The sequence below is a fragment of the Rubripirellula obstinata genome, assembly GCF_001642955.1.
In the GTDB taxonomy this organism is placed as follows: domain Bacteria; phylum Planctomycetota; class Planctomycetia; order Pirellulales; family Pirellulaceae; genus Rubripirellula; species Rubripirellula obstinata.
In genome coordinates this window covers 38,266-57,286 of sequence record NZ_LWSK01000026.1, presented here as the reverse complement: position 1 = coordinate 57,286, position 19,021 = coordinate 38,266, and the positions used below count along the sequence as shown (strand labels likewise).

At 55.1% G+C, this 19,021-nt stretch carries 10 protein-coding genes; 5 read left to right on the top strand and 5 right to left on the bottom strand.

The features are described from left to right. Nucleotides 1-285: 285 nt before the first annotated feature. From RC85_RS09355 to RC85_RS09335, 5 genes are all read right to left on the bottom strand, one after another. Nucleotides 286-1,920: a prenyltransferase/squalene oxidase repeat-containing protein gene (locus RC85_RS09355; RefSeq protein ID WP_068261600.1), complete on the bottom strand. Its 1,635-nt coding sequence runs from the start codon at nucleotides 1,918-1,920 to the stop codon at nucleotides 286-288. Nucleotides 1,921-2,849: 929 nt separating this feature from the next. After that, entirely contained in the window at nucleotides 2,850-3,992 is a 1,143-nt protein-coding gene (gene ispG, locus RC85_RS09350) for a (E)-4-hydroxy-3-methylbut-2-enyl-diphosphate synthase (RefSeq protein ID WP_068261598.1), read from the bottom strand. A 52-nt stretch (nucleotides 3,993-4,044) separates the two neighbouring features. Further along, the gene (gene mfd, locus RC85_RS09345; RefSeq protein WP_068261595.1) at nucleotides 4,045-7,410 is read right to left on the bottom strand and encodes a transcription-repair coupling factor; all 3,366 of its coding nucleotides are present in this window, start codon (nucleotides 7,408-7,410) and stop codon (nucleotides 4,045-4,047) included. A 9-nt stretch (nucleotides 7,411-7,419) separates the two neighbouring features. Continuing rightward, the gene (locus tag RC85_RS09340; protein WP_149752529.1) at nucleotides 7,420-7,839 is read right to left on the bottom strand and encodes a hypothetical protein; all 420 of its coding nucleotides are present in this window, start codon (nucleotides 7,837-7,839) and stop codon (nucleotides 7,420-7,422) included. Nucleotides 7,840-8,296: 457 nt separating this feature from the next. Then, a complete protein-coding gene (locus RC85_RS09335) occupies nucleotides 8,297-9,688 on the bottom strand; it encodes an ArnT family glycosyltransferase (protein ID WP_149752530.1) in 1,392 nt (463 codons plus the stop codon). Between the two features lies 1 nt (nucleotide 9,689). Here RC85_RS09335 and RC85_RS09330 point away from each other — a divergent pair, with 1 nt between their 5' ends. From RC85_RS09330 to RC85_RS09305, 5 genes are all read left to right on the top strand, one after another. Then, on the top strand, nucleotides 9,690-12,002 hold the full coding sequence (locus RC85_RS09330) for an efflux RND transporter permease subunit (RefSeq protein WP_084422507.1): 2,313 nt from the start codon (nucleotides 9,690-9,692) through the stop codon (nucleotides 12,000-12,002). A 465-nt stretch (nucleotides 12,003-12,467) separates the two neighbouring features. Further along, on the top strand, nucleotides 12,468-13,064 hold the full coding sequence (locus RC85_RS09325) for an RNA polymerase sigma factor (protein WP_068261611.1): 597 nt from the start codon (nucleotides 12,468-12,470) through the stop codon (nucleotides 13,062-13,064). Then, complete coding sequence (locus tag RC85_RS09320) at nucleotides 13,064-15,598, top strand: DUF1553 domain-containing protein (RefSeq protein ID WP_068261590.1); 2,535 nt, start codon at nucleotides 13,064-13,066, stop codon at nucleotides 15,596-15,598. The genes RC85_RS09325 and RC85_RS09320 overlap by 1 nt, the downstream gene beginning before the upstream one ends. Before the next feature lie 462 nt (nucleotides 15,599-16,060). Then, complete coding sequence (locus RC85_RS09310; RefSeq protein ID WP_068261585.1) at nucleotides 16,061-17,392, top strand: DUF1501 domain-containing protein; 1,332 nt, start codon at nucleotides 16,061-16,063, stop codon at nucleotides 17,390-17,392. Further along, complete coding sequence (locus RC85_RS09305; protein WP_149752532.1) at nucleotides 17,389-19,020, top strand: EF-hand domain-containing protein; 1,632 nt, start codon at nucleotides 17,389-17,391, stop codon at nucleotides 19,018-19,020. The genes RC85_RS09310 and RC85_RS09305 overlap by 4 nt, the downstream gene beginning before the upstream one ends. The last annotated feature ends 1 nt before the right edge of the window (nucleotide 19,021 follow it).

Here is a 19,021-nt window from a genome sequence, read left to right as displayed (position 1 = left end):
AGCGAGCCATAGCGAGTTACGGCAATTTGCGCACCGCCGTAACTCGCTATGGCTCGCTACGGCCTACTTTCAAGGGTCGTGACAAGTTGACAACGACACATTTTCATCAGTCCAGGCGATGCCCACGCGGCTAAACGAACTAATCCGTAGCTACCCGGTGCAACGCGCGCATCAACCTCGGGTTCACCACGGCAACAGGTTTAACCGAGCCTACTTTGGTGGAAGCAGAAACGTCCATTACCGATCGCGTGGTTGGTAGACCGTTGTTGGCGACGAGGGAATCGATCAGTCCAACTGAAACGAGTTCGCTGGACCATACAACGGTTCGTATCGGTAGTAAGCTTGCAGCGTTAACGCGCACATTGCGGTTGTGTAGATTCGCCCGCCGACGTTGCCCCAACGGTCGTCAAAGTGCCATGATCCCTTTTCGTGACCAGTCTTTTCTTGGGTTTGAACCAAGTGGTCTCGCAGGACGCCGTTCCACTTTTCCCAATCATGTTTGCCTTGGAAACTGTGTCGGCTGTGATGCAATGCGAGCGTTCCGTAGTAGTCGTGGTAGATGTTGGTCAGTGTAGGACCGCGCTGGGCTAGCTCGGATAGAGCTTCCATCATTCGCGAACGTCCAGGCGGTTCGCCCAGGTACAGCATCAACGTCAAGCCAACCGCTGTCGTGGTTGGTTCGCCAGGTGGTCCTTTGTAGCCAAACCAGAATCGATCGTCTTCGCGAGTCGATAGCGTGAACTCTTTCGCATCCGCCAGTGTGTTGGTGTGCAGCCGAATGTGATTTCGTCTTGCACCGATCAGAGACAGAACTTGCCATCCGGTCAACGTTAAATCACCGGGACTTTGAGGATAATAACCCCACGATCCGCTGCGGTGCTGGGCGTTGCAGGTGAACGATGTCGCGCCGTACATCAAGTCATAGAATTCGTGATTCTTTGGATCGCCATCGGTCGTCATCGCCATCGCTTCCCCGACGGCCATCATTGCAATGCCATGCCCATACATGCTGCCGGTTTGCCAATCGAGACCCTGCTCTGATTCCTTGGCAACGCTGCGAAGATAATACAGTCCGCGTCGGACTTGATCGGCGTAGGGGCCGTTGCCGGTATGAGTGTGTCCGGCACCGAGGAACGCCAAGACCGCTAGTCCAGTTGCGGCGGTCGGCGGAGTCGGATCTTCGCCAGCTTTTTTGTTGTTGCGACATTTGCCGCCACAGGGATCCAGTTTCAAATCGAACGACCAACTTCCGTCGCGTCGTTGATGCCGCGACAAATAATCCAGCGCCATGTCCACCGCGTTCTCGCTCGCGATCGATCCGCCATTGGCCATCGCCAACTGCTTTCGCTTTTCCGGCGATCGGCCAGCCAGCCCGCCACCGGTTGCGATTTGGATCAATGACGTGCTTTCGCCACTTCCGCCTGACAATGCCGCCAGAGCATCATCGATCGGAACGACGGACGTGTCCGTGACCACGGGCGAAGGTTTTAGCGATGCGGATTCAACAACCCGCGGAGCAATTTCGATCGAGACAACATCTGTCGCAGCATCGTCGCTGGACTCATTCAAGTCCTGTGTTTCTAAATCAATTTGTTGCAGCGAAAGGACGTTGGCAGCTTCACCGCGCCGCGCCGTCAACAATAGTCCTCGTTCACTTTGGCTGGGCATCCCAAGAAGAGCGAGCAGAATCAACAGAGCGGTGTGAAAGATCGTGCTAACCAAGAACGCCGGAAAACCGCTCGGACGTTGGGATGTTTTCAGGTCATCTGGAGTGGCTTGCGAACCAGATTCTTCCACCAATTCCGGCAAGTTTTCAGTTCCGCTCCAGCGCGCAGCTTTCTCCGACACCTGCTTGGGCGGCAGTGAAATGACGGGATTGGTTGCGGTCGTGCTGGTCGTACCGATTTTGGGAGCCTTCATTGAAAGAGCCTACTTTCAATGATAGCTCCCGGTTAGCGACAGTGACGGCAGCCCCCGTTTCATAAGCTAAAAGCACAAAATTCAAAAACCCATATCACCTCTCCCGCTCGCGGCAGAGGCCGAGCCAAAGCCAGGACGAGGGCAACGCCGTGAAGGGTTTCTAAATCGTTTAACCGCGTGGGCATCGCCCCGCGCGTCCGGCGGTGTAGCAATAAATCTTCTGGTGACCAAACCGGGAAGATGAAACTCAACTGACTCATTGTCATCTGGAACGATAGGTCTTCTTAGCGTTTGAAATTGCTACGCCTGGATTCAGCAGTGGAATGAAAGACAAAAAGATTACAGACAAAAAAATTTTGCCGCGGTCATTTTTTTGTCTCTAATTTTTTTGTCTAAATCAATTCACTTGGTGAGCACTATCCAACACCGAGAAGGGTTTCTAATTCGTTTAACCGCGTGGGCATCGCCCCGCGCGTCCGTGTCCAGCACAACGCGTTGGGCGATGCCCACGCGGCTAAAGGAACTCATCCGTGTTTGCCATCATCAAACTGTTCCAGAGCTAGGTGAATGCTTATCGAATCGTGAGGTCCGAGCCGACCACTTGGTGTTGTTCGCCCAGGAGTGTCCAGGTTTCGGTTCTATTACCCCTCCGGGGCAAATCATGGTTTTGGTTTGATTACCGGTGGGCAATGGCCAATGGCAGAGTGCTGACGCCCCATCCGGGGCTAAGGAACGAGCGGGGAATTAGTGTCGCCTTTCGCTCCGCGAAAGTAGCGAATCCGCTGCTTTCGCGGAGCGAAAGGCGACTAAAAAAGTTGCACGTTCATAACCGAAAAGCGCCGCCTCCTGGGCGCTAACACGTCCGTACTATTCCGTCACGCGGTGGAGGTGCAAATTGCAAGCTAGTCTTGCGATCTGCGTGAATGGGTTCAGGCCAATGATCGTTCGTCGATGATCTGATTTAGTTCTAGCTTCAACCTTGGTAGAATTTCGTCATAGCCGAACGCGCCGATCGTTTCGGTGCCTTTTTTCAAGTTCACCTTTGCCGGGCCGCACCAAAGGCCCAAGTCGGCGTCGTCGGTTTCGCCTGGTCCGTTCACGCGGCATCCCATCACGGCGATCGTGATTTGATAATCCTTTGCAAACTCGGTCATCTCCTTGACACTCTGGGCCAGATCAATGAACGCCTCGTTTTCGACTCGTGAACAACTCGGGCAACTGATGATGTTCAACTTGGTGTCGTCGAACTTGACCACACTGCGAACTCGGCCCGCATAGATGTCCTCGATAATGCTCTGACCCGCGTTAACTTCTTCCGGTTTGCGATCGTTGGGCAATGTCAATGAAACGCGAACCGTGTCGCCGATTCCGTGACCGATCAGTTGCTCGAAAGCGATTCGCGTCTTGATAATTCCGTCCGGTGGCATGCCGGCTTCGGTGACGCCCAAGTGGAGCGGGACGTCAGGCCGGGCTTCGGCGAAGCGGCGGTTGACTTCGACCACCTGCGATGGATCACTGTCTTTGAGCGAAACGATAAAGCGATGGAAGTCGAGCGAGTCCACGAACTCGCAATGTTCCAAAGCGCTTTCTAGCATCGGAGTGATCGCGTCTTCACTGTCGTACTTCGCTTTCTTCGCCGGATCGACGCTGCCGCAGTTCACGCCGATGCGGATCGCACAGTCATGTTCGACGGCTTGGTTGATAATGAATTGGACTTTTTCCTGCCACGTTTTGTCGCGCTGGTGGTGATACAGGTGGCCAGGGTTGTAGCGAATCTTGTCCACGTGCGGCGCGACCAGTTCGGCCAGCTTGAAATTCTCTTGCAGGTCCACGGCCAAGTTGGCGGTCGTTTGTTTGCGAATTTCGCCGAGTGCTATCGCGTCCTTGTCGCTGTCAACCGCGATTCGAACCACGCCCGCACCGGCTTCGCGGTACGCTTCGGCTTGAGCGACGGTGGCGTCGATGTCTTGCGTCTTCGTCGCGGTCATGCTCTGCACGGCGATCGGGTGACCATCACCAATGATGATGTTGCCGACCGAGACGGGACGAGTGGGGTTGCGAGTGATCTTCATGAACGTTGCTACGAGTGTTAGAAACGAGTGTTTGAAATTCGTCGATTGATGTTCAACCGAGATGAAGGGCTGCCCTTGCCAATTGCAACCAACTGGTTCCGGCTTGGTCAGTGTTCATGTCGTATTCGGTTGTCGGAATATAAGCTTTTTTGTGATCGACAACCCGGATCGGGATCGTCGATGTCTTGGCGAGTTGTTCGATTCGCTGGCGGTTGGTGTAGTTGAGGACAATGAAACGGTTATTGGTCGTGATCGATGCAATCAACCACGCGGCCGCATCGAGTCGTAATTCAGCCAATTCCAGCATTCGGTTAACCGCATCGGGGGGCGAACCAAAACGATCCTGCAGTTCTTCGCGAATCATTTCAATCTCCGCAGCGTCGTTTATCTTAGCCAATCGGCGATACAGGTCGATCTTGTGACGTAAATCGGGAACATAACCGTCAGGCAGGTACGCTTCGACCGGCAAATCGATGTCAACGTCAGCGGTTAACTTGGGCGGCAGGTTCTGAATCTGGCGAACGGCATCTTCCAGCAAATGACAATACAATTCGTAGCCGATCGCCGCGATATGACCACTTTGCTGGCTGCCCAGCAAGTTTCCAGCACCACGGATTTCCAGGTCTCGCATCGAAATCGCGAAACCGGCACCCATTTGGCTGAATTCTTCGATCGCCCGCAACCGCTTGGTCGCCTCCGGTGAAAGGTGCTTGTGCTGGTCCACCAGCAAATAGCAGTAAGCTTGATGCTTGTACCGACCGACTCGCCCACGCAATTGGTGCAGATCGCTTAACCCGTATCGATCGCCATCGTCAATGAAAATCGTGTTCGCGTTGGGAATGTCCAATCCGCTTTCGATGATCGTGGTCGCCAGCAGCAGGTCGAACTTGTGATCAATAAAATCGACCATCACCTGTTCCAGTTCCCCTTCGCCCATTTGTCCATGCCCGATTCCAATGCGGACTTCCGGCACGATGTCACGCAGCTTACTGGCAATGCGTTCCATGTCCGCGATGCGGTTGTGGACAAAGAAAATCTGTCCGCCACGATTGAGTTCGCGAACGATCGCCATGCGGATCATTTGCTCGTCGAATCGGATGACGTTGGTTTCGACGCTGCGTCGTTCAGCGGGCGGCGTTTCCAGGTTGCTGATGTCGCGCACCCCGACCAATGCCATGTGCAGAGTTCGCGGAATGGGCGTCGCCGATAACGTCAACACGTCCACGTTGCTGTGCAGCGTTTTCAGTCGTTCCTTTACCGCGACGCCGAACCGTTGTTCTTCATCAACGACGACTAAACCCAAGCGACTAAAATCCACGTCCTTGCTGGCGATGCGATGCGTTCCGACCACGATATCAACTCGGCCGGCTTTTAGCCCCTTGACCGTTTCGCGCTGCTCGGCCGCCGTGCAGAACCGGCTCAACTTCCCGATCTCGACCGGAAACTCAGCCATCCGTTCACGAAAGTTGTGATAGTGTTGTTCGGCCAGCACCGTTGTCGGCACCAGCACCGCGACTTGATAGCCACTGGAAACCGCTTTGAAAGCCGCACGCATCGCGACTTCGGTTTTTCCGAATCCAACATCGCCACAAATCAATCGATCCATCGGCTGGTTGGATTCCATGTCCTCTTTCAGCGCCGCAATCGCGGTGACTTGATCGGGCGTTTCGATGTAGGGGAAACTGGCGTCGAATTGCCGCTGCCATTCGTTGTCGTGATCAAAGATGATCCCGCGCAGCGCACTTCGCTGGGCCTGCATCTCCAGCAGCTCGCCCGCCATGTCGGTAACCGCCGATTCGGCCGCCTTCTTTTGACGGTCCCAAGATTGACCGCCGATCTTTGCCAACCGTGGCTGTGTTTTGGTCCCACCAACGTATCGCTGGACCAACCCGATCCGTGAAGCGGGAACGTAGATCTTGCTGCCGCCGTCGAATTCGATCGTCAGGTGTTCCAGATGCTGGCCGTTCTTTTCAATGTGCTGAAGCCCGCGATACAGGCCGATGCCGTAGGACAAATGAACGACCAGATCGCCCGGTTCCAACTGCGTCAGCGAATTGATCGGCTTACCGCGTGACCGACTGCGCCCACGACGAACGGGGCTGCGGTGAAACAGTTCGGCACCGGTCAGCACCAATACTTCGTTGTCGGTCAGCCGAAATCCGCCGCTAATTTGAGCAACATCCAAGTGGATTCGCCCGCTGCGCGACGCATCGGTGTCGTGCAATAATTCAGTCAAGCGTTCGCCGTCGGCAGGCGTATCGCCAACCAGGATGACGTGATGCCCGGCGGCGACGGTGTCGATTCGAGTTCGTGTTTCGTCCAGCGATGTGGCAAACGCATCCGCGCCAGTCGAATGCAAATCGACGATATTCTTGCTGGGGCCGCTCGCAAGTGCGGTCGCTGTGACCGTTTGGAATTCGGCTAGCGATTTTTGAAGCTCCGCATAAGTGATTAGGTTTGCATTTTCACTGGTGCGAGAAACCAAGTCGCTTGCCGATTTTTCTGTTTCCAGCGGATCGACGATCACCACCAAAGTGTCAGCAGGCAAATAGTCCACGATCGAACCGAGTCGGTGATCATTGGATGAGCCAGTTGTGGTTTCTTCTTCCGTTGATGTGGCGACGCCGACCGCAGCGATTTCGACGTGATCGACCGATTCGATACTGCGCTGGCTGCCTGAATCGAAGCGGCGGATCGATTCAATTTCGTCACCGAACCATTCGATGCGAATGGGGTGCGGCTGGTCGGCTGAATAAATATCCAGCAACCCGCCGCGTGTCGCAAATTCGCCGGGCAGTTGAACAGCCGTGGTGGAAGCGAAACCGGCTTCGGCTAACCAGCGACGGATGTCGGCCGGATCGATCTCGTCGCCGACGCTGATCTTTCGCGTCGAATCTTCCAGGGCCTGCGGCGTTGGAACTCGTTGCAATGCTCCGCCGATGAAAGCTGTCACCAGCAGTGGTTGGTCGTCGTTGCTGTCGCGGTTTTGCAGACGCTGCAGAACCTGCAATCGCTCGGCGTAATCGTCGTCGCGGATCGCTGCGGCTGTGATTTCGGCTGACGAAAGTGGCAACGAGATCGCGTCTTCGACACCAAACGCCTGAGCGTCACCGGCGACAATGTCGGCATCGGCGGCTTGCGGCAGTAGCATCAGCACGTTCTTGTGCTGGCGAGCAAGAGCGGCCGCGAAGACTCCGCGAAGTGATCCCCAAACGCCGCTGAACGCCAACGGCTTGGGGGCTTTTCGGGTCGCTTTGCTGGTCGCTTTTTTGGGGCGATTTTTTTTGTCGCCAGGCGGTGTCGCAGCGACCGGTTTTGGCCTTGCTGCGACAACCCGCGCGTTGATTCCCGCCGACTCGTCACACAGACGAGCCAGGTCGGCTAGTTTGCTGGCGTTAGCAGTAGCCGAGGCAACCAAAGGACTGGATTAACCTACGTTCCATTTGTTCTCGAACCATTCCACGCGGTCGATTCGTCGCGGGCTGTAGTTCGCAGTCGATTTGAACTTCTGGTTTTCCATGAACGATTTGAACGCGATGAACGGAACCTCGGCGTGTTGAGCGACGACGTCCACCATCTCGCTGTCGGGCTTCCAGGCGTACAGAATTTTGTTGTCCTTCTCGAACCATTGGTCCAAGTATTCGGCACCCGAAGTGCTGACGACAACGAAGTCGCATTCTTTTTTGCAAAGAAAGCCCAGAAACGCGGACGCTAGTGCCCGCGTTTTCTCTTGATCGCCCTCGACGGTGGTGGAGGCGATGTTCCACAAGGACACAAATCCGTCCTCGTCGAGATCTTCAGGCGTTGCGTTGATTTCAATGTTTTCTAGACCTTCTCCAACCGACATGGATTTCCCTTCGTATTGGGGGGTGACGTTTTGGCGTGTTTTTTCAGTACCGACGTGCATTATACCCCTGATTCGCCCCACCGATAAGCCGCCAACAGCCCGAACCACGAATCCCCACTTCCGAACCACAAATGCCTCCGGCCGGCCAGCAAACTGGGGATATGTTTCTTTACTTGAGGTTTTCTAGCCACAAAGGGCACAGAGAACACAAAGGTTTGCACTCGGGGCGGTTCTTGTGGCTCTCTGTTTCTTTGTGTCCTCTGTGCCCTTTGTGGCTAGCAATGATGGGCATCGGTGAACGAAATCAATCTTTGGTCAGAAACTTTTGTACTTGAGGTTTTTTAGCCACAAAGGGCACAGAGAACACAAAGGTTTGCACTCGCGGTGGTTCTTGTGGCTCTCTGTTTCTTTGTGTCCTCTGTGCCCTTTGTGGCTAGAAAACAAAAACCGTACACCGTCAATCAGTGTTCACTTTGACGTTGCGGCAGCATCCTGCCGCAACCAGGACCGCTAGTGCGGGGGTCAGTGGGGCTCGCATTCGCATGTTGCTCCAGTAGACGCTGTGAACGACGGACAGTGTGATCGCTAGCGTCAAACCAGCTAGCATGAATGGTTCGAGCAGGCGATGGCGTTGTTTGAATAGGCCAATTAGCGAGGTCAAAAACACGCAGGTGTAGAAAATACCGACGGCGAGGTTCATTGACGCCGAGCGACCTTGGACCTGATGTGGCATCGGTGACCAGAGGCGGGCCAGACGGACGAGACTGGAATAGGCGAACACTTGTGGTTGGCTGACGATCGTGGCTTTTGCTTTTTCGTAGGCCCAACGATCGTCACTGTGTTCGTCAACGATTTCTGGATGCTCTTGAAGCCGATTTTTGTAGTCTTCTAAGAACGGTTCTGCGTCCCAAGCTTCTCCTGGGCGTGACGTTCGCAAGTGCTGATAAAACATCGGGTTGTTCCCGAGCAGCAGCGTGTACCCGCCATGAGTGGTCGCCCAAACCGGGTGCCCGATGACTGTCCAGTTTCTAGCTGTCCAAGCACCAACGCCCGCGGCGACGATCAAGAGAGCGATCGCGGGTTGCAGCATGTTTACCCATCGCTGTCGCCAAGCGGAGACGCCGGCCAGTGCAAACAACAGCAGCACCGCCCAGACCAAAAACGTTGGCCGACACAGATAGCTGAGCGCAAGCAAGATGCCAAGCACAGAGTAGGCCGGAACAGAGTAGGCCGGAACAAGCGCAGCGAAGTTCCGGCAATTGCATCGTAGAAGCATCGGATTGCCGGAACTTCGCTGCGCTCGTTCCGGCCTACGAGAATGCGATGTCATCACACTGCACCACCACAACACGGTCGCCGCCAGTGCTGTCGCCAACGTTTCCGTCATCACCAACGTTGACTGCATCAACAAGATTGGGTCCAACAAGACCAATCCCGCCGCCAGAAACGACCATCGCGACGACGTGTATCGCATCGCAATTAAGAACGTCGCCAAAACTGTCCAACCACCCAGCATCGCATGCAGCACAAGGATCTCAATTCGATGATCCTGGTCACTGATCGATAATACCGCCAGGATCCACGGATACAGCGGCGGCCGGAACGCCGTCGGACGCGCGATTCCCTGATCGTCGGTCAGTCCATACACTCCTGTTCGCTCGATTGAATTGGCAATTGCGGCGTAGGCGTCTGGATCGGCATCAAAATTGTCAACAAAGACCCAACCCACCGCTCCGCGAAAAACCACTGCGACTAAAAATACCGCGATCCCAAGTCGATGGCCGGAAAATCGGCTGAGTGGTTTTAGGACTGATGTCACGCTTGATCTCATCGCTGTTTGAAGTTTCACCATGTTAGACGATATTGATTCCACAGGCGACGAACGTCCTCCACAAAGATGGGGCTCTATTGTCAGTGTCGTTGTCGCCATCGCGTGCTTCTTCGTCGCTTGGCCCATCGCCAGCCAATTGCAGTTTGATCGAACGATCACGTCCATGTTCGATCCCGACGACCAGGACTTGCGATCCTATCAGTCATTGCAAGACGACTTCGGTGGCAATGCCGTCGCGATGCTGGTGTACCACGACGCTGAACTTTGGTCAGCCGAAGGGATCGCTCGCAACGAAAAGGTAACGCAAGCGGTCGCCAAGATACCTGGAATCGACGGCGTCATCTCTCCGTCAATTTTGAACGACTTGGTCAAGAAGGTTAAGCCCGGATCGTTTTTGGCTGGCGGTCCGCCGCTGATCAATCGACGCGAGAGTGTTGCACGAGGGTTCGACCAGATGTTTGTCGGCTACACCCATTCGCCCGATCACCAACACGGCGCAGTCGTCGCGATGTTGGATCCGGCGAAAGTCGAAATGGCGGTTGCGGGCATGCGGGAAGTCACTCGCGAAATGAATGCAGATACGGATTCTCCGATGCAAGACTTTGTCTTGGTCGGTGAGCCGGTCTTGGTCGAGGAAGCGTTCGACTTGATTGAGCGAGACGGAAAATGGCTGGCGACGCTGACCGTGATCCTGTTGTCGCTCGTCGTCCTGTTCTCTCTGCTGGACCTGCGTTTCGTTCTGCTGTCCGTCATCGTGATTGCTTGGTCAGTGACCGTGACCAAGGCACTGATGCAGACCTTTGGCATGGAATTGTCATTGGTGTCCACCATCCTAACGGCGATCGTGACCGTGATCACTGTCACGTCAGTGTTGCATTTGGGCGTCCGATATCGAATCATTCGCCGGCGACGAGATTCGCCTGCTCGCGCGACGATGGTCGCGGTTTCGTTGTTGGCGATGCCGATTCTGTGGACCTGTTTAACCGATGCCGCTGGCTTTGCCGCTCTTTCTGTTTCCCGCATTTTGCCGGTGCAGCAATTTGGTTGGATGATTGCGATTGCGTCGCTGTCCACGCTGGTGGGACTCGCGCTGTGGTCGCCCGCGATGATGGCGATTGGCAATCCGCGATGGTTTGCGTCTTCTGTGCCCGCGCGTTGGATCGATGGCGTGCGTGGCAGCGTGCTGGAACCGCTGCAAACCAAATTGCGTCATTCGATTTTGGCAATCGCAAGTGTTTCAGTGCGGAATCCTCGATTGATGATCGTTGCCATCATTTTGGCGGTGATGGTCGTTGCAGGCGGGATCGGACGAACGCAAACCGAGACGAGTTTCTTGAACAACTTTCGCAGCGACAGCGATATCGTGTCGGCTTACAGTCGCGTGGAGGAGGAGTTCGGTGGCGCTGGCGTCTGGGACGTCATCATTGATGCTCCGCCAGTGGTTTCGTCGTCGTATTTGAAACAGGTTCGATCGCTGGAAAAGAAGCTTCGTCAGATTGACCTCGATGGCATCCGTCTAACCAAGGTCATCAGCCTGGCCGATGCCGATGCGGTCGTCGCTCGGTCAGGTTTAATGCGGTTGGTTTCGTCGCGAGTTCGACTCGGTGGAATGCAAGCGATCGTTCCAGTTTTCTACAACGCATTGATGAGCGGTCCTGCGGATTCGCAGCAAAGTGGTGAAGCCGGATCACGTAAGCTGCGTTTAATGCTTCGCAGTGAAGAAGACATCAGTTCAACGCAGAAGATTGCCTTGATGCAAGAAGTGCGTTCGGTGATCGCAAGCACCGAGATTGGGAAGTCGGCCGAAGTGACCGGCTACTACGTCTTGATGGCACGCTTGATCGACCAATTGATTCGCGATGGTTGGCGATGCTTTGCCGCATCGTCACTGTTGGTCTGGTTGCTGTTGTTGGTGTCGGGAAGATCGGTCCTGCGAGCGTCGATTGCGTTGGTGATCAACTTGTTGCCCGCACTGTTGGTGATCGCTGGACTGGGATGGATGGGCGGCAAGATCAACATGGGATCGGCAATGATCGCAGCGGTTTCGATCGGTTTGTCGATCGACGGAAGCGTCCACTTCCTGACCTCGTATCGACGCAAACGAGGCCGCGGCCATGACGCAAGTTCGTCCGCCGTGCATGCAGCCGGCAACGTCGGTGCCGCCATCGTACTGGCAACGATCGCACTGGTCATCGGATTCGGAGGATTGGCGACCAGCGAGTTCGTGCCAACGTCAACCTTCGGAATCCTGGTCGCGATGACACTGGTCGTGGGTGCGATCGTCAACTTAACGGTGTTGCCCTGCTTGATTGCGATCACGGATCGCAGCTAGTATTCCGCGTCACCTCAATTTTCGGGTAGCGGAACTCGCCAAGAGTTTCGGCTACGAGGGGGACGCCGAAAGTCTACGCGACTTCCGCTACCTCCTAACCGAAGATTGAGCTGACATGGACTACTAGTGCGGGTGCCGATCTAAGCGACCGGAGCGTAAATAGCACGCCACGGATGGCTTTCGCGGGACCACGGATGTTGCGCGGCCGGTGGGCGGATGGCGAATAAGAAAATAATCTAAACCGCTATCGAAAATCCCTTCGCCCCAAAACATCCGTGGTCCCGCGAAAGCCATCCGTGGTTAATTCAATCGCGAACAAGCTACCACCTGGATCTAAGGGCAGAACGTGCAGGCGTTTGCCGAGAAGTGTTGCTGAATAATCTGTTATTCTTGATTTTTCGAGAGCGCATCTTTCGCGTCCCACGACTGTAATGGTAGTTCTGGCCCCGATCTACGGACTTGTTCTTGGAATCTTCGCAGCGAATCAGTCGAGCAAAACGCGGAGGCCGCGAGGCCTTTGGCGAGTTGTATGATTGGTTGATCACGCCGGTTTATCGGTACGCCTGGAATCAGGTTGGCGATCAATGTGCGGCTGAGGACATTTGTTCGGAAGCCTTTTTGGCGTTGGTGAAGGAGCTTGACGATTTGCCCGAATCGGATTTGGCTGTGATGGCTTGGATACGGCGAGTGGTCAGGAACAAATCAGTGGATTGGATTCGCAGGAATCAGGTTCAGCGAAAGGCTTGGGCGGTGATCGCGACGACAGAACGTGACGTGCCGGAGGCGGCTTCGCCATCTTCGGCGATGGAAGAACAGGAGGATTGTCATTTGGTTCAAAGCATTCTTGGGCGTTTGCCAAGCGATCATCGCGATGCTCTTGAACTTTGTTATCTCGATGGTTTTTCAGTCCAGCAAGTGGCCACGGCTCTGGAGCTAAGTATGTCAGCCGCCAATTCATTGCTCTATCGAGCGCGGGAGAGCTTTCGCAAAGAGTGTGATCGGCTGCAAGCAAGGCCAGCGGAGTCTTCCATTGTTTCATCACCAGAGCAGGGAGCCGGATGATGAGTGATCGAAAAAATGACTCTGACAACAATGCTTCGGGCTCTCGCATCGCGGAAATGTTTGATAAAGGCTTTTCGAGTGTCTCGCCGAGTGAACAGTTTAAAGATCAGTTGAAGGAACGGCTGCAAAACCAGTTTGCTGAAAGTCAATTAGCAATCGAAAATAACGTTCAGCGGCCGACTGCGAAAAGTCCCAGATCATGGCGTCGTTTGTCGTTGGGTTTTGTTGCGGCTGCGGCGGCTGTGTTGGTGATGGTGCTTTGGCCGGCCCGGCCCGTCTACAGCTTTGATGCGATGCGAGATCGATTGAGTGATGAGGCGTTCTTGCGAGTCAACTTTCAGGAACAGGGCCAGAGTTTCGTTGGTTGGGTGTCGTCCGACGGGAAATTCGCTGCGGTCGAATCTTCGAGTTCGGTTGCATGGGCGACCAAGGGAACCCATGCAACGTTTGATCGCGAAACCAAACAATCGAAATCACTGGTGGATGCGAAATCGGTTCGGTCAAGCATTCAGGTGCGAGCATTGCGTGTACTCGATGCTCTGCGCGGCGACGGCAACAGTGGGCTGCGTGTTGTCAACGAATCATGGCAAACCGTAGATACGTCCGGCGGAGCAGACGGCATTTTGAAAGTTCGTTTCGCCGAGGCGGATGTTGAACAGGCAGCATTCGATGCGAGCTTCGGTATCGACTCATCGACCGGTCTGCCCGTTTGGATTGATCTGGATGATTCCGGCGATGTTCGGGACAGCAATTCCGATTCGCGACTGCCGCTTGCGTATCCCAAAAAAGGTCCGACACAATTGTCATCGCTTGGGGTTCCCCCGGATTGGGCGTCAATGATGTCCGACCGGTCAACCAAGCCTGCAACCGATTCGCTTTCCATGGGCAAGTCGGATGCTAAGGACGACAACGAAGAACAAGATGCGAGCTCGGTCGCCGTATCGCGTCAACCAGAGGTCTCGCTGCCTCTTGACGCTGGCCCAGAACCATTCGTCGCAACCGAGCCCACTCGCACTTGGCCGCAACCGCTACCGGTTCAGGTGCCGTCCGATGCGAAAGCGATGGCGACCAGGGTCGATGACCGTTTGAAGAGTGTTTGGGACGATGAAGGTTTGCAACCTGGACCGGCCGCCGATGCACCGACACTGTTTCGACGAATGCATTTGGATTTGACCGGCCGGATTCCTCATGTGGCCGAAATTCGACAGGGCATTGATGGCGGTAAGTTTGACGTCGCTTCGTTACTTAGCAGAATGCTGGATTCACCCGACTTTGATTCCAACATGGCGTCTGTTTGGGTGCGATGGTTGTTGCCGCCTGATGTTGAATTGGAACAGTTTGGTGGCAAACCGGCGCTGCAGGCCTGGTTGGCTGAACAATTTGAAGCTCGCGTTTCTTACGACCAAATTGTTCGCGACTTGTTGACCGCACAAGGACGCGTCGGTGACCCTGGGCCGGTTTTGTTTACGACCGCTTTGGAAATGAAGCCCGATCATTTGGCGAAACAGACGGCGCGGACTTTCCTGGGAACTCGCATTGATTGTGCGATGTGCCACGACCATCCCTACGACACATGGACGCAAACCGATTTTTGGGGTTACGCTGCGTTGTTTGCTCGGATTTCTCGCCCGCAGGGAAAGATGAATGCGATGTCTAGCGTGTTGCAGGTCAGGGACGTCGGCGACGGAGAAGTCACGTTTCCTGATACGGAGATTGTGGTTCAACCGCGGTTGTTGGGCGGCGGACGATTGAACGAGCAACCCGAATCGAATCAGCGACGGCGTCAGTTGGCCGACTGGATCACAGATCCGACCAACCGTCAGTTCGCACGCGCGACGGTGAACCTCGTGTGGTCGCACTTCTTCGGTGCTGGACTGGTTCACCCTCGCGATGATTTTGGGACACACAATCCAGCTCTGTCACCGGAGCTGCTAGAAGAATTGGCTGCGTTCTTCATCGAATCGAATTACGATGTCCGCAGTCTGGTTTCGGCAATTGTCTTGTCGGATGCTTATCAACGATCCAGTCAAACTGAATCTGACACCGATCGCCCGATGTTTGATTCAATGCCGATTCGCTGGTTAACGGCCGAACAGTTGTACGATTGTTTGTTGGTGGCGTCAGGCGGGCTCGGTGAATCGTCGGTTGCGTTGGATCCTGCACTCGGATTGAACCGAGTCAATAACACGGCTCGTGATTCGTTTGTTGAAAAGTTCGGCAGTACGTCTGATTCGGTCTTGGAATACCAAGCCGGTATCCCGCAAGCGTTATCATTGATGAACGGAACGCTGTCGAATTTATCAGCCGGTGAAGACAGTTCGCGTTTGCTTCGCGGGTTGCGAGCACCGTTCTTCAGCGACGCTGATCGGATCGAGACCGTGTTTCTGTCATTGGTTGGGCGACCACCGTCGCAACGGGAATCCGCTGCGGTCAATCGTATCTTGCAGGATGTGCGGAAAGATGAAACCAGCGAAGTATTGTCAGACCTCGTTTGGGCATTGTTGAACAGCGCCGAATTCGCGACCAATCATTAGGGAGTAAACAATCATGAAAATTTGGCGTGATAGTGAACCGCGACGCGTAAGCGGCCGGGCAGTGCGAATGTTGCAACCGCGTACGCGTCGAGGCCAGGCCGCTTACGAAAGCGTCCAGCTTTGGAACTTCGCGGCCGCTACACAAATCAACGACCGTAGCCGCGGAGCGGTGAAAGCCCATTGCCGGGTGCGTCAGCACCCGGTTGATGTTGCCCCACGGATTGTTTCTTCCACGAGCGATCGGCGGCTTTGCCGCCGATCGCTCGTGGAAGAGAGGAGTGGTGTTCGCTTGTTTCCGGGTGCTACGCACCCGGCACCGAGCTTTCGTCCCTCCGGGACTGGCGTTCAGCCACCTACGCGTCGAGGCCCGGCCGCTTACGCGTCGCGGCTCACTTTTTTGTACGCGATTGCCAAGAACGATCACAGTCTTGATTTTTCGTTCGCGAGTATTGGATTTTTACGATGAACGCTAACCTGAAACGTCGAAGCTTTTTGCAGGGCTCTTTGTCCGCCAGCACGGTCGCTGTGTCTGGTTTTCTTCCCCGGATCGCGATGGGGGCCGCGAAGAATGACCAGCGTCGTGCGTGCATTATCTTGTGGATGTCGGGTGGCCCCAGTCAAACCGATACGTTCGACATGAAGCCCAAGCATGAAAATGGTGGCGAGTTCTCAGAAGTGTCCACCAACGTTCCCGGCGTTCGCTTTAGCGAACATTTACCCGAGTTAGCCAAACACGCTGACAAGTTGGCGATCGTTCGCACGTTGACCAGCAAGGAAGGTGATCACGAACGAGGGTCATACTTTTTGCAGACCGGTCAAAAGATGGGCGGCCCAATGAAGGCTCCGGCTCTGCGATCGCTGATTGGGCATCAATTGACCGAAAGCCGCACGACGCTGCCGCCGCTTGTGTCGGTTGGCGGAAGCGGGTTCATTGCCGCTCGGCCGATTGGTTCCGGTTACTTGGGGCCTCGCTTTCAACCGATGGAAGTTGCGGTGGCGACGGGTGCCAACGCCGATGCCGATATTCGATCAGGCACGCCTGCATCATTAACGGTCAACTCGCTTTCGCGTCATCATTCGATCGACGAAGATCGTTGGCAACGACGCGTGGAGCTATGGGATGCACTGGAGGGAAACTTCATTGCTGATCGTAAGAATCCAGGGCTGGTTGCTCATCAAGGAACCTACCAAAACGCAAGGGAGTTAATGACGAGCGGTCAGGCGGAAGTGTTTGACCTGTCGCGTGAACCAGAATCGATTCGTCGCAATTATGGCGTTGGTACATTTGGTCAAGGATGTTTGTTGGCTCGGCGATTGGTCGAATCGGGTGTTTCCTGTGTCGAGGTGACGCTTAGCAGTAGCACCATCGGTGGAAGCACCTGGGATAGCCATACGCAGAATTTCCCTGCGGTTGAAAACCTGTCGCGTGAATTAGACGCCGGATTCGCCGCGCTGCTAAGCGACCTTTCATCACGCGGGCTTTTGGAAACAACGACAGTCGTTTGTATGGGCGAGTTTGGTCGAACACCGCGAATCAACAACAACGCGGGACGCGACCATTTCCCACGAGCGTTTGCGGGAGTGCTGGCGGGCGGCGATGTCGCGGCGGGCCAGGCTTACGGGAAGACGTCCGATGACGGGATGACGATTGTCGAAAACCCCGTGACCATTCCCGAGTGGTTGGCAACGATTTGCCAAGCCACGGGTGTCCAACCCGAAGAAACGGTCATCGATCAAAGCGGTCGTCCAGTGCCAATCGTTGATGCAGAACCGGTATGGGACTTGATCGGATGAATGGTGTTCGTTTCTATCGGCCGATTGGGTTGGCGGTAATGGCGGTTGCAAGCCTAGGGTTTTCGCCTGCGTTTGCTGCTGATGATCGCAGTCCGGACAAGCAGATCACCGCTGCGATGTTGCCTGTTGCGGTGAATAATGGGATGACGACCAGCCCGGCGTTTGGTATCTACCGCGCTGATGGAGATTCGGCCACTCGCAAGCTCGCGGGCTACGAAACCGATGCAAGCGGTCAATGGATGTTGCCAACCGTGATCGCGGGTAGCGAGCGAGACCATGTGCCGTTGGTGTTGCAAACGCCGCACGGAAATCTCCTGATTCGAATGTCGGTGTTGATCGATGGTTTGTCACCGGAACGGGCCACAGAGAAGTTGCTTGACGAAGTGATCGAGCGTGCTGGGGTGGAGCAGCCCATCGCAACTGAGTCAAAACCGAGTGATAACACTAAAGAAGTCACCGTGACGCCATCGGCCTACGATCGCGACAGTGTTTTAACCAAGTTGGAACGGTTGGTACGAGCGACAGGTGTCCAAACGGCTGATCGTGAAGAACTCAATTGGATGTTGGATCAATGGCGTCCAGGACCGTTGTGGCTGATCGCCCGCGACTCGGTTTCTCCCCCCAGCCAGTTGGTCGAACCTCTGGCTGCTTGGATGGATTTGGATCGCGACGGCGTACTGCAAAATTCGGAATGGCAGGGCCTGTCCGAGCGTCTCAAGCAGCTCGATTCGAACCGCGACCGCATCGTTACGTTGGTGGAAGTGCAAGAAAACTTTTCCAAAAATATGCGGACACGCAGATCGACCGCGCCCTCGCTGGACTGGAACTTGGCCTGGAAGTCAGGCGGGAAGTCAGGCGGGAAGTCAGACGGGAAGTCAGACGGGGAGTTGGACGGGGAGTTGGAAAGGAATCGTCCAGCCATTTCTGAATCGCAAACCGGGGACGCCGAATTGATCGATACCGTGGATGCCGTCGTTGAAGTCCGTTCATCGGGTGTGTTTGATCAAGTTGCATCGGTGGTCGATCAAATGCTTGACACAACCATCGCAAAGACACTTGGCAGTCAGGTCTCTGTGCATGTCGAATCCGGTTCGGTTTCCGAGATCCCTGGCGGAGTTCAGGCAACGTTCAACAACAAATCCCCCCGTCCCGCGATTCGTTTAACGGTCCATGGTTACATCAACAAAGGCCTGGCCAGTGTGCCGAGTTGCCAAGTTTCAATCGCTGCCAAGGTTGCGGAGCATCCGATATGGAGCGTGATTGATGCGAACTCCGATGGACGGATCGTTGAAGTGGAGCAACGCAATGCAGCGAATCGAATCGCAGCACTTGACTGCAACCAAGATGGGATCGTGTCGCCGATGGAATGGCCCTTGGCATACCACTTGGTCGTTTGCCAGGGCAGTGACGCGACTGAACAGTTGAAATCTTTAACGCCGCGTGTTGTGACGACGCCAATCAATGCTGCGGCCGTGCCGGTTCCCGATTGGTTTACCGGCATGGACTCCAATCAAGATGGCTCGCTGACTCGCGGCGAGTTTCTCGGATCGACGAAACAATTCAGCGACTACGACCAAGACAACGACGGCCTGCTAACACCTTCTGAAACAGCAATTGAGCAACCCTAGG